This is a genomic window from Pseudoalteromonas luteoviolacea CPMOR-1 (assembly GCF_001625685.1).
Taxonomy (GTDB): domain Bacteria; phylum Pseudomonadota; class Gammaproteobacteria; order Enterobacterales; family Alteromonadaceae; genus Pseudoalteromonas; species Pseudoalteromonas luteoviolacea_K.
In genome coordinates this window covers 109,910-127,524 of the sequence record NZ_AUYC01000002.1, presented here as the reverse complement: position 1 = coordinate 127,524, position 17,615 = coordinate 109,910, and the positions used below count along the sequence as shown (strand labels likewise).

General features: G+C 42.9%; 11 protein-coding genes. 7 read left to right on the top strand and 4 right to left on the bottom strand.

All coding sequences use genetic code 11. The features are described from left to right. Positions 1 to 26: 26 nt before the first annotated feature. The gene (locus N473_RS00915) at positions 27 to 1,649 is read right to left on the bottom strand and encodes an alpha-glucosidase family protein (RefSeq protein ID WP_063366346.1); all 1,623 of its coding nucleotides are present in this window, start codon (positions 1,647 to 1,649) and stop codon (positions 27 to 29) included. Positions 1,650 to 2,305: 656 nt separating this feature from the next. Between N473_RS00915 and N473_RS00910 the strand changes: the two genes are divergently transcribed. The 5 genes from N473_RS00910 to N473_RS00890 all read left to right on the top strand — a co-directional run bounded on the left by N473_RS00910 (position 2,306) and on the right by N473_RS00890 (position 12,711). Then, positions 2,306 to 5,164 carry a TonB-dependent receptor gene (locus N473_RS00910; RefSeq protein WP_063366345.1) on the top strand — a complete coding sequence of 953 codons (2,859 nt, stop codon included), beginning with the start codon at positions 2,306 to 2,308 and terminating at the stop codon, positions 5,162 to 5,164. 100 nt (positions 5,165 to 5,264) lie between these two features. Beyond that, positions 5,265 to 6,767, top strand: a complete 1,503-nt coding sequence (locus tag N473_RS00905; protein ID WP_063366344.1) for a tryptophan halogenase family protein — start codon at positions 5,265 to 5,267, stop codon at positions 6,765 to 6,767. A 200-nt stretch (positions 6,768 to 6,967) separates the two neighbouring features. Beyond that, a complete protein-coding gene (locus tag N473_RS00900) occupies positions 6,968 to 8,806 on the top strand; it encodes an alpha-amylase family protein (RefSeq protein WP_063366343.1) in 1,839 nt (612 codons plus the stop codon). Between the two features lie 2 nt (positions 8,807 to 8,808). Beyond that, the gene (locus N473_RS00895; RefSeq protein ID WP_063366342.1) at positions 8,809 to 10,299 is read left to right on the top strand and encodes an MFS transporter; all 1,491 of its coding nucleotides are present in this window, start codon (positions 8,809 to 8,811) and stop codon (positions 10,297 to 10,299) included. Positions 10,300 to 10,320: 21 nt separating this feature from the next. Next, positions 10,321 to 12,711, top strand: a complete 2,391-nt coding sequence (locus N473_RS00890) for a glycoside hydrolase family 15 protein (protein WP_063366341.1) — start codon at positions 10,321 to 10,323, stop codon at positions 12,709 to 12,711. A gap of 246 nt (positions 12,712 to 12,957) precedes the next feature. On the opposite strand, the gene N473_RS26080 is transcribed toward N473_RS00890, so the two are convergent. Then, a complete protein-coding gene (locus N473_RS26080; RefSeq protein ID WP_155735498.1) occupies positions 12,958 to 13,107 on the bottom strand; it encodes a hypothetical protein in 150 nt (49 codons plus the stop codon). 169 nt (positions 13,108 to 13,276) lie between these two features. Continuing rightward, the gene (locus tag N473_RS00885) at positions 13,277 to 14,581 is read right to left on the bottom strand and encodes an anti-phage deoxyguanosine triphosphatase (protein WP_063366340.1); all 1,305 of its coding nucleotides are present in this window, start codon (positions 14,579 to 14,581) and stop codon (positions 13,277 to 13,279) included. A gap of 257 nt (positions 14,582 to 14,838) precedes the next feature. Between N473_RS00885 and N473_RS00880 the strand changes: the two genes are divergently transcribed. Continuing rightward, a complete protein-coding gene (locus N473_RS00880) occupies positions 14,839 to 15,663 on the top strand; it encodes a glucosaminidase domain-containing protein (protein ID WP_063366339.1) in 825 nt (274 codons plus the stop codon). After that, on the top strand, positions 15,653 to 16,297 hold the full coding sequence (locus tag N473_RS00875) for a DUF2987 domain-containing protein (protein ID WP_063366338.1): 645 nt from the start codon (positions 15,653 to 15,655) through the stop codon (positions 16,295 to 16,297). Before N473_RS00880 ends, N473_RS00875 begins: the two co-directional genes overlap by 11 nt. An 88-nt stretch (positions 16,298 to 16,385) precedes the next feature. Here the strand turns inward: N473_RS00875 and N473_RS00870 are convergent, their stop codons facing one another. Further along, entirely contained in the window at positions 16,386 to 17,552 is a 1,167-nt protein-coding gene (locus tag N473_RS00870; protein WP_063366369.1) for a putative manganese transporter, read from the bottom strand. Positions 17,553 to 17,615 lie beyond the last annotated feature (63 nt).

Here is a 17,615-nt window from a genome sequence, read left to right as displayed (position 1 = left end):
TGAAGGGGCTTTAGGGGTCATCTGTGTTATATAGATGCGAAATAGCAGCCGTAACCGGGCAGGGTTACTATACCTGCTTGTAGCTCACCGGTATGGTGGGCCAGTTCATCCATGGAAACCTTTATGCTTTGTTCGACCACAAATTCCGAAGTTTGTTCCGTCAAATTGAATACACAAAGCAACTTCTTGTCTTCTAGTGTTCTATAAAAGGCTAAAATCGGCTCTTTAGTCGATATAAATTCAATATCACCTGTAACTAGCTCTGGGCGTGACTTTCTCCAAGCTAAAAATGCGCGATATTGTGCCAAGATAGAATTATCATCTTGCTCTTGTATATCTACCGCAGTGTGCGCATGTGCATTAGCAACAGGCAACCACGGCTTACCTTGTGTAAAGCCAGCATGTGCTTGTTCCGTAGACCATGGCATGGGAGTGCGACAGCCATCTCTGCCTTTAAAGTTTGGCCAGAATGTTATGCCGTATGGGTCTTGAAGATCTTCAAATGCAACTTGTGCTTCACCAAGCCCTAATTCTTCACCCTGATACATACAAACGCTGCCACGCAATGAGCCAAGTAAAGCAGTGAGCATTTTTACTTGCTGAGGGTTCACTGTTTGGCCGTCTTTAGACCAGCGGCTGGCGACGCGTTCAACATCATGGTTGCTAAATGCCCAACATGGCCAGCCTTCGGTCATTACAGATTCAAGGCGTGATACCGTTTCACGAATATATTCAGCGCTGTAGTCATTGGTAAGCAGTTCAAAGCTGTATCCCATATGCAGTTTGTCACCACCGGAAGTATACTCTGACATGGTTTTAAGAGAATCTTCTGATGAAATTTCCCCCAAACTAACTGTGCCCGGATATTCGTTAAGCAAGGTACGGATCTCAGCCATAAAATCCAAATTTTCCGGTTGAGTGTTATTGTAATAGTGGTATTGGAACGCGTAAGGATTGTCTTCGCTGAACCCTCGACCCTGTCTCAACTCTTTTGGCTTAGCTGGGTTGTCCTTCAGTTCACTATCATGGAAGCAGAAGTTAATCGCATCTAAACGGAAGCCGTCCACACCTTTGTCGAGCCAGAATTTGACGTTGTCTAATACCGCTTGACGAACTTGTGGATTGTGGAAGTTTAAATCAGGTTGTTCAGTTAAGAAGTTGTGTAAATAGTACTGACATCTTCTCGGTTCCCATTGCCACGCAACGCCGCCAAAAATAGATAACCAGTTATTTGGCGGGCTGCCATCCGGTTTAGCATCAGCCCACACGTACCAGTCAGATTTTTCGTTGTTTTTATCTTGACGGCTTTTGACAAACCACGGGTGTTCATTGGACGTGTGGCTGAGAACCTGATCAATAATAATTTTGATATCACGTTGATGCGCTTGAGCAATTAAGTTATCAAAATCGTCAATATTACCAAACATAGGATCAATATCTCGATAGTCACTGATATCGTATCCAAAGTCTTTCATCGGTGATTTAAAAAAGGGGGATATCCAAATTGCATCAACGCCTAATGACTTTATGTAATCAAGACGTTCAATGATGCCGTTAAGGTCACCGATACCATCACCTTTGGTGTCTTTAAAACTGCGTGGGTAAACCTGATAGATTACCGCACCTTTCCACCATTCATTTTGCGCCATGCACGATTCTCCAGCTTTGTGCAGTGAAGCCACTTCTTAAAGCGAACTAAGCCAGCTAAAAGTATAAAGTGCTTCTGGTCGTTAATATTGTCGAAAAGCATACGGCATGCATGCATTTGAGTAAAAAAACTGCATACGTATGCATTTAAAATATTATGAAATTTTGACAGATCTTTGACTATTGAAGGTTTACTAAATCATCTTTACCAATTTATAGTGAAATATATCAGGGCTCAGGTTTTATAAGTGCTTGGAATATTTAAATTGGTAATACCAATTTTACTTTAACGTATTTAGCACACATCTATCTGCCGATTTTTATGTCATAACTTGCTTGTTAAGCGATTGAGTTACTTGCTTGTAAAATATACTTAAATGTATTGCTTAAATTGTTAATTTTGGTTGCGTTTTGAATAAAGTTAATAAAAGCATTAGCTTACAAGCTTTTAAAAGACGATTTTTTGAAGTTTATGCCTGCTCACCTTTCTTTGAATACGTATGCATAAAGTTGTGACTAGCCAAGTCACAGCGCTAATATGGCGGGTGACAACAAAATTAACGTCAAATGAATTTATTTTTGCAGTTTTACTATCAATCTCTGCATTAGGTAAATAACAACAAAGCGACGTACAAAAAGCTAATTGGGATAAAACATTATGTCTACGTTCAAACCAAGCTTATTAACAGCTGCACTCATTGCAGCTGGTGTAAGTCACACTGTAAGCGCACAAGAGCAGCAAACAGCAAAGATAAACGAAGAAGTAGAAGTGATAGAGGTACGTGGGATCAGCCGCAGTATCATAGCTTCGATTGATAAGAAACGATTTGGCGATACCGTCTCTGAAGTGGTTGATGCGGGAGACTTGGCTTCTTTGCCGGACATATCAATCGCAGATGCATTGAGCCGTCTACCGGGCGTTACCGCCGTAAGAGATAGCGGTCAATCATCTCAGCTTAATATTCGTGGTATGAACGGAGACTTTATTCAAACTACATTAAATGGCCGTGAGCAAGCCAGTACCAGTGGTTACTCGGCAGGTAGTCGTTGGATTTCTTTTGATCAATATCCGTCAGAACTAATTACACAGGCTGCTGTTTATAAATCGCCAAAAGCATCTCTTGTAGAAGGCGGCGTGGCAGGTTCTGTGGAGTTGAAAACGGCCAACCCGCTAGATGCAGAAAATACGCATAACTTTAATACTAGTGTAAGGTTTTCTCATAACGATGCTGCATCAGATATTGATGCAGATGCCAATGGTGAAAGGCTAAGTTTTTCATACCAGGGTAAATTCTTGGATGAAACTTTGGGTTTCGGTATTGGTGCAGCATACTTAAATCAACCAAACAGTTCTGTTGAGTTTTCGGGTCACTCACCTGAAGGTACACGCGATATCGATGGTGATGGTGAAGCCAATGAGCGTTCATTCAATGGCTATCAATATCGTAATTCTGTGGGAACCGATGAGCGTTTGGGCTTGATGAGTACTTTGGTTTATCAACCTACTGATAACCTAAAAGTTCAATTTGATTACTTCCGCTCGACTTTTGATTCTGAGGATAGAAAAAACGGATTAAATTTAGAAGGTCTTTCGAGATCGAGTGATTTATACAATCTAGAAAATGCCAAGCTTGAAAATGGCTTTTTGGTTGGTGGTGACGTATTCATTACCGACACAAACGGTCCATGGGTTGAGATGCGTTCAGAAGACCAGTCGACTGAGTCGACCACAGATAGCTTTGGCTTAAACCTAGACTACTCAACAGACAAGTGGGAAATTAGCTTAGATGTTGCGCACAGTGAAGGTGAAAAAACGCGCCGTGACATGATAGCATCAATGCACGCTTATGAATTTGGTACCGCGACACTTGAAGATGGCACACAGGTCGAGACTTGGCAGGAGTTAAGTAATCAATACTTTGGCTTTGAGCATGTAGCTACTGACGCTGCAAAGTTAAAGTTAGGGCATGACTATACCGATCTTACGCACATGCGTTTGGGTGATTGGGAGCAATTCCCACATAAGTACACAGATAAAATTGACAGTGCTAAATTAGACTTTAAATACCATATTGAACACGACATTATTGCGTCGGTAGAGGTAGGTGTTCGTTGGTCTAAGCGTGAGTTTACAGATCAGCGCTCAACATTCCGTTGGGGGGCGCGTGAAGGGCAAAATGGTTACCGTACACCAAATGGTGAAATTGTCACAAATAAAGGGTGCGAATTTAACCACCAAAACCACGCTTGCGTTCCACATGATTTAACAGGCTTTGTGACAGTTAAAAACGGTGGTGGCTTTGATTATCTAGATTTAGATATGATTGGTATTGCTGACTCTGTATTTGGCCCAGGAAATTATGAAGGACAGCAGACTTGGGAGCATAACTGGACACTAGTTGAAAGTGGTGCTGTTAAAGAAGAAGTAACGGCAGCCTACTTTATGGCAAACATTGATACGGAGATTGGGAATATTCCAGTATCAGGTAACTTCGGTGTGCGTGTGGTTCGGACAGATACCAAGTCTATCGGTATTCAACAGATCCAAGGTGACGAAACAGGTGATCCAATTACCGATGATAACGGCGTGACTGCAAATGATTATCGCCATGTAAATTATGGTCCAGAGTATACAGACACGTTACCATCACTGAACTTAAATTTCCGCATAACTGAGCAAGATCAAATTCGTTTTGCTGCTGCAAAAGTAATGGGTCGCCCACCTGTTAATCAATTACGTGGTGGTGCCGGTTCGTGGGCAGATACTGCGAATGATGGTGTCAGTAAAAGATACAATGTATGGTCTAAAGGTAACCCGAACTTAGACCCGTTCAGAGCGAATCAAATGGACCTGTCATATGAACATTATTTTGAAGATGGCGGCGCATTTGTAGCGGCACTGTTTTGGAAAAATATTGAGTCATTAATCGAAGATGTAACTTATTTCGAAGGTGAAATTGACTGGGCTACGATTGGTTTAGAAGTTCCTGAAGGATTTGTTCCTGGCCAGTATCAAACGACGCGTAATAATGACAAAGGCGGATATATTCGAGGTCTAGAGTTAGCTTATACGACGTTGTTTGATAGCCTTCCAGGTGTTTTTTCTGGTTTGGGTTTAAATGCGAACTACTCGTATACAGAGAGTGAAACGACAATTGATGGTGGCAGTAATTTCCCTGACTTACAATTGGACTTGCCAGGTTTATCTAAGCATGTGTGGAGCACAACTCTATTTTGGAATATTGATAAGTTCACGACACACTTAAATATTCGTTATCGTGATGAGTATACTTATTTAGGTGCAACTCCTGGCGGTACGACTCCGACAACTGCGGATGAGTACACAGTGGTAGATTGGCAAGCTACATATGATTTCGATAATGGGGTACAAACTGTATTCCAAATTAACAATTTGACTGATGAACCTAATACGTCAAATCTAGGCAGTTCACTTAGAACTGGGGAAGACAAGGTGTTTGGTCGCCAGTACTTCCTAGGCTTCAACTACAGCTTTTAGTAAGCATAGTTAGTCGCTTGAAATAAAAGCCATCAGAACGAATGTTTTGGTGGCTTTGTTTTATATAATATTTACGGTGCGGTATATCAGGAGAAAGACAATGAATAGCAGAAAAATTATCATACTAGGTGGAGGAACCGCTGGCTGGATGGCGGCAAACCTAATTGCAAAGAGTTGGTGTGATAAAGATATTTGTATCAGCGTCATTGAATCACCCGATATAGGTATCATCGGCGTCGGAGAAGGTTCTACCCCGCAATTCAAGGCCTTTATGGATTTTATTGAAGTGCCAGAGTCAGAGTGGATGCCACAATGCAATGCGACCTATAAAAATGGCATACGCTTTGTAAACTGGTCAATGAGACCCGGATTTGAGCAATACTTTCACCCGTTTCCTGCACAGCCCGATGACTACTCTGCGCCGGCTTTTTTTCATAATAGTTTTGTGCGTAGAAAAGGGGTTGATTTAGAAGGTCATCCAGATCCGTTCTTTTTAGCAACTTATTTGGCTGAGCATGCAAAAGCACCTATTGCAGCTGAAAGCTTTCCGTTTGAAATCAATTACGGTTATCACTTTGATTCTGCAAAGCTAGGGCTGTTACTGGCAGAAAAAGCAAAAAGCTTTGGTGTAGAGCACATTCAGGCTCGAGTTCAAGATGTGCGAAAAAACACCGATGGCACAATTGCAGCATTGATTTGCGAGTCTGGCATCGAAGTGAGTGGTGATATTTTCATTGATTGCTCTGGCTTTTCTAGTTTACTTCTGCAGCAACATTTACAGGTTGGTTTTGAGTCATTCTCAAACAATTTGTTTAATGATAGCGCTGTTGTTCTCCCGACTGAGCAAGGGGATGTTATTGCCTCGGAAACGCTGTCAATCGCAAGGAAATACGGATGGAGTTGGCATATTCCTTTAACCAATCGTATTGGTAATGGTTATGTTTATAGTTCGAGGTATTGTAATAAGGACCAAGCAGAAACGGAATTAAGGGCTGCTCTTGGGTTATTAGATAGTGATATTGAAGCGAGACACCTGAATATGAAAGTGGGTCAAGTAAAAGAACATTGGCACAAAAACTGTGTGGCAATTGGGCTATCTCAAGGGTTTATTGAGCCACTGGAAGCAACTGCTCTACATATAGTACAAGAAACCGTCCAGTCATTTATTGAGTGTTATCAAGAAGAAAACTTTAGTTGCAAAGGGCGAGGCAAGCATAATCGAATGATGTCACAAAGATATCAAGCTATCAGGGATTATATCGTCGCGCATTACCGAGTTAACAGCCGCAATGATACAGCTTATTGGCGTGATAATGCGAATAACAACCAGCTGTCAAAGTCTTTATTTGACGTTTTAAATACTTGGGTGCAAGGAAAAAATTTGTCAGATGAGCTGGATAGGCAGGACATTGATAAATATTACCCTTCTGTTAGCTGGCATTGTTTATTAGCCGGATATGGTATTTATCCAGAACAGCATCAATTAGTTGCTGCAAGCCAAGCAGCGAATAAATACGAGATGAGTCAAGTGCGTGAATATATTAGAAGGTGCGGATTGAATTTTACGGATCACCGCACTCAGTTGGCCCGTTTCATCGATTAATGCCAAAAATATGATCAATAGTGAGTTCAGTTAACTCGTGCACAGTGAGCGAGAGTTTTGATGGCGCGAAGTATCTACCATACTTCGCGTTTTTTATATGAATAACAAATTAATCACGACTTTGAATACGTATGCAAGTGGTTCAACACTGGGCTGCAAGTCAGTAGACTCAATTAAAATACCAATATGACAACAAGATAATGACAATAAAACCTTTGGTGCTTGCACTGAGCTTAATATCAGGCAGTGTTTTACTGACAGCATGTCAGTCTTCTCAATACACTGAGCAAAGTAAGCAAGCCGAACAGCAAGAGCAAAAGCCTGTCGTTTACCAAGTGTTCACGCGACTATTTGGTAACACAAACACCAATAATGTGCCTTGGGGTACGTTGGAACAAAATGGCGTGGGCAAATTCGAAGACTTTACGCCAAAGGCGTTATCGGAAATTAAAGCCATGGGCGTGACCCATGTATGGTATACAGGTGTGCTGCATCATGCTTTAGTTGCCGATTACAGTGCGTATGGCATTGGTATTGATGATCCCGATGTGGTGAAAGGCCGTGCAGGTTCACCTTATGCAATTAAAGACTATTACAATGTTAACCCTGACTTAGCACGAGATCCTGCAAAGCGACTGGCAGAGTTTGAAGCGCTGATCGAACGTACTCATGATGCAGACATGAAAGTGGTGATAGACATCGTACCCAACCATGTTGCAAGAAATTACCAATCTTTGAGTGCGCCGCAAGGGGTAAAAGATTTTGGTGCGCAAGACAATACGTCGCTGACTTATGCCCGTGATAACAACTTTTATTATGTGACCGGGCAGGATTTTAAAGTCCCTACATCTGTTGACTATCAAGTACTAGGCGGTAAGCCTCACCCGCTTGCGGATGGCCAATTTACAGAATCACCGGCGAAATGGACGGGAAATGGCGCACGAGCTGCACAGCCGCATATTCATGATTGGTATGAAACTGTTAAAGTGAATTACGGTGTGCGCCCTGATGGCAGCTATGACTTCCCATCGCTGCCCGCTGAAATGGCAAAGCAAGACTACCGTGCACACTATGCATTTTGGCAAGATAAAGACCTACCGGATAGCTGGTATAAGTTTAGAGACATCACCTTATATTGGCTTGATAAAGGGGTAGATGGCTTCCGTTACGATATGGCTGAAATGGTGCCAGTTGAATTTTGGAGCTTTTTAAATTCTTCCATCAAGATGCAAAACTCTGATGCCTTTTTATTGGCTGAGGTATATAACCCAACCCTTTACCGCCTTTATATTCACCAAGGTAAAATGGACTTCTTATACGATAAAGTGGGCTTTTATGACAGCTTGAAGCTGTTGATGCAAGGCACTGGCAATGCACAAAGTGTAATGGATGCACACTTAAGCGTGTCTGATATTGCACCACACATGCTGCACTTTTTGGAGAACCATGATGAGCAGCGTATCGCCAGCCCTGAATTTGCAGGCAGCGCTGAAAAAGGCAAGCCGGCGATGGTGGTGAGCCATTTGATCAGTAAAGCACCGACTATGCTGTATTTTGGTCAATCGGTCGGTGAAGACGGCTCAGAGATGGCCGGTTTTGGTAAACCGAGCCGCACCAGCATTTTTGATTATATCGGTGTACCTGCCCATCAGGCTTGGATGAATAAGGGCAAATTTGACGGTGGTCAGCTAAGTAATGAGCAAATGGCATTACGTCAATATTATAAAAAACTCATGAACTTAAGCTCAATGCCTGCTATTCAACATGGGGCTCTGGTGCAACTGAACACATTAGATAGTGCTAACAAGCCAGCTGAAAAAGTAATGGCATTTGCACGTGATAATGCCGCTCAGCAAGTCATTGTGGCAAGTAATTTTGATGCTGATAACGCGCAGCAGGTTACGATTGAATTACCTGAGGGATGGCAAGGCAAAGTCGCCGATAAGTTGGAGTCTCACCCAACACTTGTCATTAAAAATAATCAACTCAACATCACCTTGGCACCGCTTGCCAGTGTTGTGTATGAGCTAGAGAACTAATTATGCAAAAACAAAAACCACAACTGAGTTTCTGGCAAATTTGGAATATGTGCTTTGGTTTTATGGGCATACAATTTGGTTTTGCGTTACAAAACGGTAATGTGAGCCGAATTTTCCAAACGCTAGGCGCATCAGTTGATGATATTCCAATTTTGTGGGTGGCAGCGCCGCTCACAGGATTGATTGTACAGCCTATAATTGGCTACTGGAGTGACAGAACTTGGACAGGCCTTGGCCGTCGTCGTCCTTTCTTTTTATATGGTGCGATACTGACGACCTTGTCACTCTTTATCATGCCAAACTCGCCAACACTTTGGATTGCAGCCGGCATGCTGTGGATCATGGATGCGTCAATCAATGTCACGATGGAACCGTTTCGTGCATTAGTGGGTGATAATCTTAATAAAAAGCAGCGCGCAACAGGTTATGCAATGCAAAGCTTTTTCATTGGTATTGGTGCCATTGTCGCCTCTGCATTGCCTTGGATGATGACCAACTGGTTTGGGATCAGCAATACAGCAGCGCCTGGTGAAATCCCTGAGTCTGTAAAATATGCCTTTTATTTTGGTGGTGTGATTTTATTTTTAGCCGTCGGCTGGACCATTCTGAAAACCAGAGAGTACACGCCAGAGCAGTTAGCTGAATTTGAATCACCAGAGCTTAAACAAGCATCATCGCAGCCAAAACAACGCATTCAATTTGCTAAGTTTGCACTTGTCAGTGGTGTGATGGGTGGCCTAATTTTGGCGGGTGTTACCGTATTGAAGCTAGAAAAAGAGCTTTATTTGTTAAGTGCACTATTACTGTCGTTCTCAGCGATCATTCTCATTGCGGGTTATCTGCAAAACAAGCAACGTACAAGTGGTGGCTTCTACGAAGTCATTTACGACGTATTCACTATGCCAGAGACCATGAAGCAATTGGCGGTGGTGCAATTTTTCAGCTGGTTTTCTTTATTTGCAATGTGGATCTATACCACATCGGCGGTAACCAGTTTTCACTATGGTACGACGGATGTGACCTCTAAGGCCTACAACGACGGCGCTGATTGGGTCGGCATTCTATTCGCTGCATACAATGGTTTTGCCGCGCTAGCAGCCGTATGCATCCCATTTGTTGTTAAACGTGTTGGCCTCAAATGGGCGCATAGTTTAAATCTGCTTTTAGGTGCTGGTGCGCTTTTGAGCTTCTTGTTTATTTCAGATCCAAGTTTACTCTGGATACCTATGATAGGTATCGGCTTTGCGTGGGCATCTATTTTATCTCTGCCTTATGCCATGTTAAGCGATGCTGTGCCAGCGCACAAAATGGGCGTGTTTATGGGGATTTTTAACTTCTTTATTGTTATCCCTCAACTGCTGGCTGCCAGTGTACTTGGCCTTATTTTAAGAAACGTTTTTGAGAATCAACCTATTTATGCATTAGTTATTGGTGGTGTGTCGTTTATTTTAGCGGCGCTGTCTGTTGCACGTGTGAAAACAAGCGCGCAATAAAACAGCCACTGAGGAGTAAAAATGAAAAAATTGTCATGTTTGTCGTTGGCACTGATTGCCGCAGGCCTTATTGGGTGTGGTAGTGCAACGAATACGCAGCAGATTGAGGCTGCACCGGGTGCGCCGGGCGATAAGCCGTTTTGGACTTATTCAGATAAAACGGGCATTGGCACATCTTATGAAGCCTATAAAAATGGCCAGTATGCAAATGATGCTCAAACAGGTGAAGTATCTAAAGTTTGGTTTTCAATTGCCAAAGGCATGATCACCGAAACCATGTTTGGCCTTATTCACCAAGCGCAAATTCGTGATATGCAGTTTGTCGTGACAGGTAAAGACTTTACTGTGACTGAGCGCGATGAATTAGAGGTGTCTATTGATTATCTTTATAAAGATAATCAAGGCCGTCCTTTATCTCTGGCTTATAAAGTTGTCAGCAAAGACAAGCAAGGTCGCTTTACGCTAGAGAAACACATTTTCACGGACCCTGATGGCCAAACTCTATTTGTTAGAGCAAAAGTGGACACGCAGCTGAGCGGTGTAAAAGCGTTTGTGAACGTCAATCCATATGTAAATAACAACGGCCTGAATGATTCCGCCACCGTGACAGACAAAGGGCTGCTTGCTTGGGAGTCTGATAACTTTTTAACCTTGCAAAGTAGCACTGGGTTTGAGCAGGCATCAGTCGGTTTTACAGGTAGCAGCGACAATTTGAATGACCTTAAGAAAAATCATGCATTGACGCGTACATACCAAAGCACGGGTGACACAAAAGGTAACGTAAACTGGCTTGCAGAACTAGGTGAAGTTAAGGGGTCTGCGACCTTTGACCTTGCTTTGAGCTTTGGCAAATCACAAGCAGAAAGCTTTGCTCAAGGTGCCGCTGCGCTAAATAAAGGCTATGACAAAGTCCTTGCACACTACAATGGTCAGGGCGAATACATCGGTTGGGAAGATTATTTAGCCAGCCTTGAACCCATGCAGCGTCTTGCAAACTACACCACAGACAGCGGTAAATTATTAAATGTCAGTGCATTAGTGTTAAAAGCACAAGAAGATAAAACGCACGCCGGCGCGCTCATTGCATCACTGTCTAACCCATGGGGTGATACAGTTGCTGCTGAGCAAGGTCACACAGGGTATAAAGCGGTTTGGGTACGTGACTTTTATCAAGTTGCTATGGCGTTCATGGCGATGGGCGATCCAGATACAGCGCTAACCGCATTTGAATACCTTGAAAAAGTTCAAGTGATGGATGGCACGCCGGGTAACCAAGGTGATACTGGCTGGTTTTTACAAAAGACACATGTTGATGGTGAGTTAGAGTGGGTAGGCGTTCAGCTTGACCAAACAGCGATGCCGATCATGCTTGCTTGGAAATTGTGGCAAGCGGGTGTGTTAAGTGATGAAAAGCTAGTTTACTGGTACGAGCGCATGCTCAAACCTGCGGCAGAGTTCCTAGTTGATGGCGGTCTGGCAAAGATTTTGTGGAATGACACGCAAATTACACCACCTGCGACCCAACAAGAGCGCTGGGAAGAGCAAGACGGGTATTCTCCTTCGACAACCGCTGCGGTGATTGCGGGCTTAGTGACAGCAAGTGACATCGCTAAGCTAGCAGGTGATAAAGCCGGTGAGCAAAGGTATCTAGATACTGCTAAAAAGTATAACGATACTGTTGAAAAGCTCATGTTCACCACCGAAGGTAACTTGAGAGGCGAAGATACAGATGGTGAATACTTCTTCCGTATCGCACGAGACGAGAACCCAAACACCGCCACAAAATTGGGTGATAACAATGGCCGTACAGGACTTGATAAGCGTCAGATCATTGATGGTGGATTCTTAGAGTTAGTACGTTATGGTGTAAGGGATGCCGATGCGCCTAGTATTTTGAAAACACTGCCAGAGTACGAAGATGAAACGTTACCTGAAAACTTGCGTGTAAAATACAGTTTTACCTTTGCAGGTGACCCAAATACTTACCCAGGCTACCGTCGTTACGGTAACGATGGCTATGGCGAGGATGAAGTTAAAGGGACTAACTATGCAGAAGGCGGCCAAAATACACCAGGGCAGCGTGGTCGTGTATGGCCATTCTTTACAGGTGAAAAAGGCCATTATGAAATTGCGGCTGCCGCTGCGACTAAAGGCTTAAACAAAGAAGCTGTGACGCGTATTAAGCACACCTATGTCCGTGGTATGGAGCACTTTGCCAACGAAGGTTTGATGCTACCAGAGCAAGTTTGGGATGGCGTCGGTGTTAACCCGTTTGGTTATCAGCTAGGTGAAGGCACAAATTCGGCAACACCATTGGCTTGGACACATGCAGAGTACGTTAAATTGGTTCGTTCACTTGCAGATAAAAATGTCTGGGATCATTACCCAATCGTCAGTGACAAACTAAAATAACCAACCTTTTTGATGGGTGGTAGAGGCTACCACCCATTTACCTTCATACTCACTATTTTTGACCTCACCCCCAAAACTGCAAAGCTATGCTTTTATCTTTCTGATTATTCAGCTTGCTTTTAGTATTTATAAATATTGTTTTTTCTATGAAAATTGGGACTGATGTTATTCGTTGAAAGGGGGGAAATGAGCTTAGAAAGAATATGAAAAACATGAGGTCAGCTGACCCCATGTTTATATTATGATTTATGGCTCACAACGGTGCCAACCAGTTGTACACTCCCATGTTGCGTACCATCTAATACCACCATTGATCTGCTTAGTTGCTTGCTTGTTTAAAGTTACATTATCATTCGACAAGTTCTTTAAATTGCCTTTTTGTAGTTTTAATTTCATTGTTATTCCTTTTTTGAATTTATTAACATCAAAAATTAGACTAGTACAACTGTATGAAAAATGAACTACAAGTTGGTGGCAATACAATTTGGCAGTGTTTAGCGCTGAACGCTAAAAACACTTGCCTATTATCTCTATTTGTAAGCACGACAATATCACCGAACGCACCCTATAATCTCGCCATGCTATTGCCAAATAATCGTGCATGACAGCGTCTTGCGTATTCATCAGTCATGCCAGATAAATAATCTGCAAGCACGCGCATTTTTGCCGTGTCACTTTCAGCATGCTCATACTGAGATTGAGCTGTATAAGGGAGTAAACGCATTGGGTCGCTGGAAAATGCATCAAACAAATCAATCAACATATTCTGGCCACTAAACTCAATCTGCTGCATAGTCGGTTCACGAATGAGTCTTTGATACACAAATTGTTTGAGTACCTTTAGGATGGCTTCAAATTCATTGTTGAGTTTGACGGTATTTTTGAGCAATGGGTCGTCAAAATCTGCTTCGTGCTGAACCAAAGCGCAGTGAACAATGAAAATGTTGACCAGTTCGCCAATGGCGTCTTTTCTAAGTGGTTCATCATCAGAGAAGAGGCGATGCGTTAAGCTTGATAGATTCTGTTCAAGCCAAGGTGAGTCAATTTGTTTGAATTCAGGCATCGCATAGTTATACCAATCGCGCTCACTGAGTGTGCCAGTGGCAATTGCGTCTTCTAAGTCATGAACCGCATACGCAATGTCGTCTGCATATTCCATGATGGCTGCATCAAGAGATTTGTAGATAGTCTTAGATTTAAATTCATCAATGGGATTGTGCGTTGTGAAAAGGGCTTTATCTTTATTGGACAAAGGCGACAGGATCCAATCAAAAACGTCTTTATCACAATCGTAAATGCCCTTAGCTGGGAACCATTTTTTCGTGTAGATAAAGCGCTGATGTGGGTTAATGCTTTGTGGTGTAAGCTGCAATGAGGAGATGTGCGCTGGATATTTTATAAAACCGAGCAACGTACGTCTGGTCAAGTTCATACCATAGCCATTTGAATAGGGCTCCAACTTAGTGACGATCCGCAGCGTTTGTGCATTGCCTTCAAAGCCCCCGTAATCACGCATCAAATAATTGAGGGCGATTTCTCCGCCATGACCAAAAGGCGGATGACCAATATCGTGGGCAAGACAGATGGTTTCAATAAGGCTAGCAGAGGGGAAGTGTTCAAAGTCAGGGTTTTGCAGCTTAAGGTGACGCAATAGGCCAGTGCCTATCTGAGATACTTCTAGTGAATGTGTTAGCCGTGTCCTGTAAAAGTCATTTACACCAATGCTCATGATTTGCGTCTTTGATTGCAGACGCCTAAAAGCAGCTGCATGGATGATCCGAGAGCGGTCTACTTGCCATGCTGAGCGATTATCATTGGGGCGATTCTTTACTTGATCTAGCAATCTTTGTTGCCATACGGGCTGGGTCATAAGGTACTCTACGTGGCTGGTTATTGTCTTATTCCATCTTTGTAAGCTAAGTATAGCGATGCAAAGTTAAAAATGTAATTACTTGGTGTGACTGGAAAAAAGCTTATTTTAGCGACGGATAGGCGTAAATTCGCGTTTAACTGCGATTGTTGCTATAATCGGTCGCCGTTTTATGAGATGAACTAAGTACAACGAGTCTTTCTCTGACAAAGGAAGTTCAGATAGCTCGTTTGGTAGGTACTAGTGAGAGGAGAATCATGCGTTCTAATTTGATCAAGATTGTATTAATTGCAGTTTCTTTGTACGCAATTATATATCCATTTATAACCGAACCACCGGAAAAGCCAGAGCCAGTAGAAGTACCAGAAGTTATCGTTGAGATCCCTGAAGTCGAACTACCTGAGCAGCCATTACATGATGTGCAGCTACCTGACTTTGCGTCTATTAAAGACATTGCGACTAAGAAAAAGACCTTTTTCGACTTCATTAAACCTCATGTAGAGGCCGAGAATAAGGTCATTTTGCAACAAAGAGCCAGCATTGAAATTGCATTGATGATGTTGCAGTTTGATGAGTCGCTCAGTGATGTGCAGATTGAACGTGTAGAGACTATCTTTCAACTTTATAAGATAGATCAAGAAGAGATCACCGTTCAGAGTTTAAAATTGGCCCTTGATAGAGTGGATATTATCCCGAAAGAGTTAGCATTAATGCAGGCGGCCAATGAGTCCGCTTGGGGTACATCTCGATTTGCACGGATCGGTTTAAACTTTTTCGGTCAGTGGTGTTACCGTGCTGGGTGCGGGATGATCCCGAAGCGCCGTGCTGATGAGGCCGCACATGAAGTGGCGGCATTTAAGTCGGTTAGGGCATCGGTTACTTCGTATTTTAGAAATATAAATACCCATGATGCTTATCGTGAACTTCGCACAGTTCGTGCGCAGCTTAGAGCGGATAAAAAAGAGATCACCGCGACGGCTCTGACGCCGGGTTTAATGTCATATTCTGAACGTGGACAAGATTACATTGAAGAACTCAATGATATGATCAGACATAACAAGGCTTATTTTGATGAAGAATAGGATCCTACCGCTGCTGCTGTTATCTGGTAGTTTTGGTTGTTTCGCAGAAGAGTTTGTGGCCTCTTATGAAGGCTTTTATGACCGCCTCAAGGTGGTCAAAAAAGGTGATTTCGAGTTTGCTCGAGTGAACTTCTATTTGGTTGAAGGTGAAAGTAAAAAGCCATGCACCATTGCAGAGGGAAAAATAGTTACAGAGCAAACTTCAATGCCGCTGCACTACACAGAACATGCACAGTTAATGTTACCAATTGACGAAAAGCTTGATAAAGACAAGGCCGTGGTAGTGGTAAAACCTGAAACGGCGACTTATTGTGAGATTAAGATCCAAATTGAATCTGCACATTTTGAAAATCAGCATTTAACAAAGCAAAAGCTATATCAGCTACATACAGAATTTGAGACTTTATTGAGTGATTTATCAGGTGTGTTTGTGGGTAAGCTACTGTCGTTTATGTTGCCCGAGCAAAAAGGCGTCACCGTGGAGTTTGCAAACAATGTCGCTTTAAGTGGTGAGGGCGTCAGCTGTGAATTGAATCGTTGCCGTTTTCATGTCAGTGACAGCTGGGAAAATGACAATGCTCGATTTAACGTACTTACTAACTTGGTCAGTGTTAAACCTTGGATAGAAAAGTAACCTAACCAGTTAGATAAATAACAGATATGAAAAAGCGACCGTGAGGTCGCTTTTTTGTTGTGGTTGTGAATATGCGAATTGAAATTGGTTAGGGGAGGTTCCAGTAGTAAATCCCATACCCGACAAACAAGGCGGGTATTGCTGAATAGGCTGTTGCTAACAGTGCAGCTTTTGGCGCAAGGGCAATCGCTGGAAACAATGCATCGCCATCATTTGCGACAGCGTTTGCTGCTAATGCACTAAATGGTAATACACCCTGAATATATAAGCTGGTCACCACAATTTGCGGGCCACAGCCTGGCAGTAACCCAATCATGATCGCAATGAGCGGTGCGTAAATCGCATATTCTGTGAACCAAGCCGCTAAGTCTAAGCCAAATAAAGCAACCGATAGCTCATAAATCATAAAGCTCGCCACTACCCAAGCGGTGACAAAGTGCGTGTCTTGAAGGATTTTAGCTAATCGAGAAGGGGGCTTAACCTCTTCTTCTTCTGCCGTAATTTGTTTATACGTTTTTCCTTTAGATGACAAAGCCCAAATAACAACCGCGAAGATAGCCATACCTGCACCGAGTAATTCGATAGGTTGCTCAAATTGTCCTAAGTCCATGTTGAATGCCATGACTAACGAAATCGCAATGCAAGGGAATAACACAATTTTCCAAACAGGCTCACTCATGCGTACTGCAAAAGTGGGTGGGTCGCAGTCTTCTACTTGTGTGTCATTGGTTTTAGGTCTGCAATAATCGGCTTTGTGAAACAGGTTTACGGCTAGGCCGCTGATGGTACCGACAGCGATACCTAGTAAGATGATCGCCATGCCTTCAAGCGGCTTTTTTGCTAACAGTAAGAATGCTGCATCGCCCATGGTTGCGGTCAATACGGCAACGACGGAGGCAAAACTGGCTTGCCCTTTGGTAAATTGGGTTACAACGATGATGGCGCCGCCACAACCGGGTAAAGCACCAAGCACCGCTGCCATTGTGACTTCAAGCGCTGGAGATTTTTTGTTTAAGTAACTCAGTTCTAATTGAGGGAGTTTTTCAACAAGGTAATAATAAATTGCTAAGGTACCTGCAACAAACACACTGACCTGAAAAAAAGCGTCTGCTAGCGTGCCTAACGCAATGTCACGAATTGGGGCATAAAACAAGGTTGCTATCAATAATAGTGGCAATATCAACCGCTTATTTGCTGCCAGATAGGCAAATTGAGAAGCCGTCTTGAACGGATAAGAACGAGAGTATGAGAGCATATAGTGCAACCGGTAACCTAATAACAGTTGCACTTTAGTGTTAAATTAAATGAAAATCAATAT

Bases quoted from the DNA above. Each gene is read 5' to 3' on its own strand.
- N473_RS00905 (WP_063366344.1), top strand. From the start codon at position 5,265: ATGAATAGCAGAAAAATTATCATACTAGGTGGAGGAACCGCTGGCTGG.
- N473_RS00910 (WP_063366345.1), top strand. From the start codon at position 2,306: ATGTCTACGTTCAAACCAAGCTTATTAACAGCTGCACTCATTGCAGCT.
- N473_RS00870 (WP_063366369.1), bottom strand. From the start codon at position 17,552: ATGCTCTCATACTCTCGTTCTTATCCGTTCAAGACGGCTTCTCAATTT.
- N473_RS00880 (WP_063366339.1), top strand. From the start codon at position 14,839: ATGCGTTCTAATTTGATCAAGATTGTATTAATTGCAGTTTCTTTGTAC.
- N473_RS00875 (WP_063366338.1), top strand. From the start codon at position 15,653: ATGAAGAATAGGATCCTACCGCTGCTGCTGTTATCTGGTAGTTTTGGT.
- N473_RS00885 (WP_063366340.1), bottom strand. From the start codon at position 14,581: ATGACCCAGCCCGTATGGCAACAAAGATTGCTAGATCAAGTAAAGAAT.
- N473_RS26080 (WP_155735498.1), bottom strand. From the start codon at position 13,107: ATGAAATTAAAACTACAAAAAGGCAATTTAAAGAACTTGTCGAATGAT.
- N473_RS00895 (WP_063366342.1), top strand. From the start codon at position 8,809: ATGCAAAAACAAAAACCACAACTGAGTTTCTGGCAAATTTGGAATATG.
- N473_RS00915 (WP_063366346.1), bottom strand. From the start codon at position 1,649: ATGGCGCAAAATGAATGGTGGAAAGGTGCGGTAATCTATCAGGTTTAC.
- N473_RS00890 (WP_063366341.1), top strand. From the start codon at position 10,321: ATGAAAAAATTGTCATGTTTGTCGTTGGCACTGATTGCCGCAGGCCTT.
- N473_RS00900 (WP_063366343.1), top strand. From the start codon at position 6,968: ATGACAATAAAACCTTTGGTGCTTGCACTGAGCTTAATATCAGGCAGT.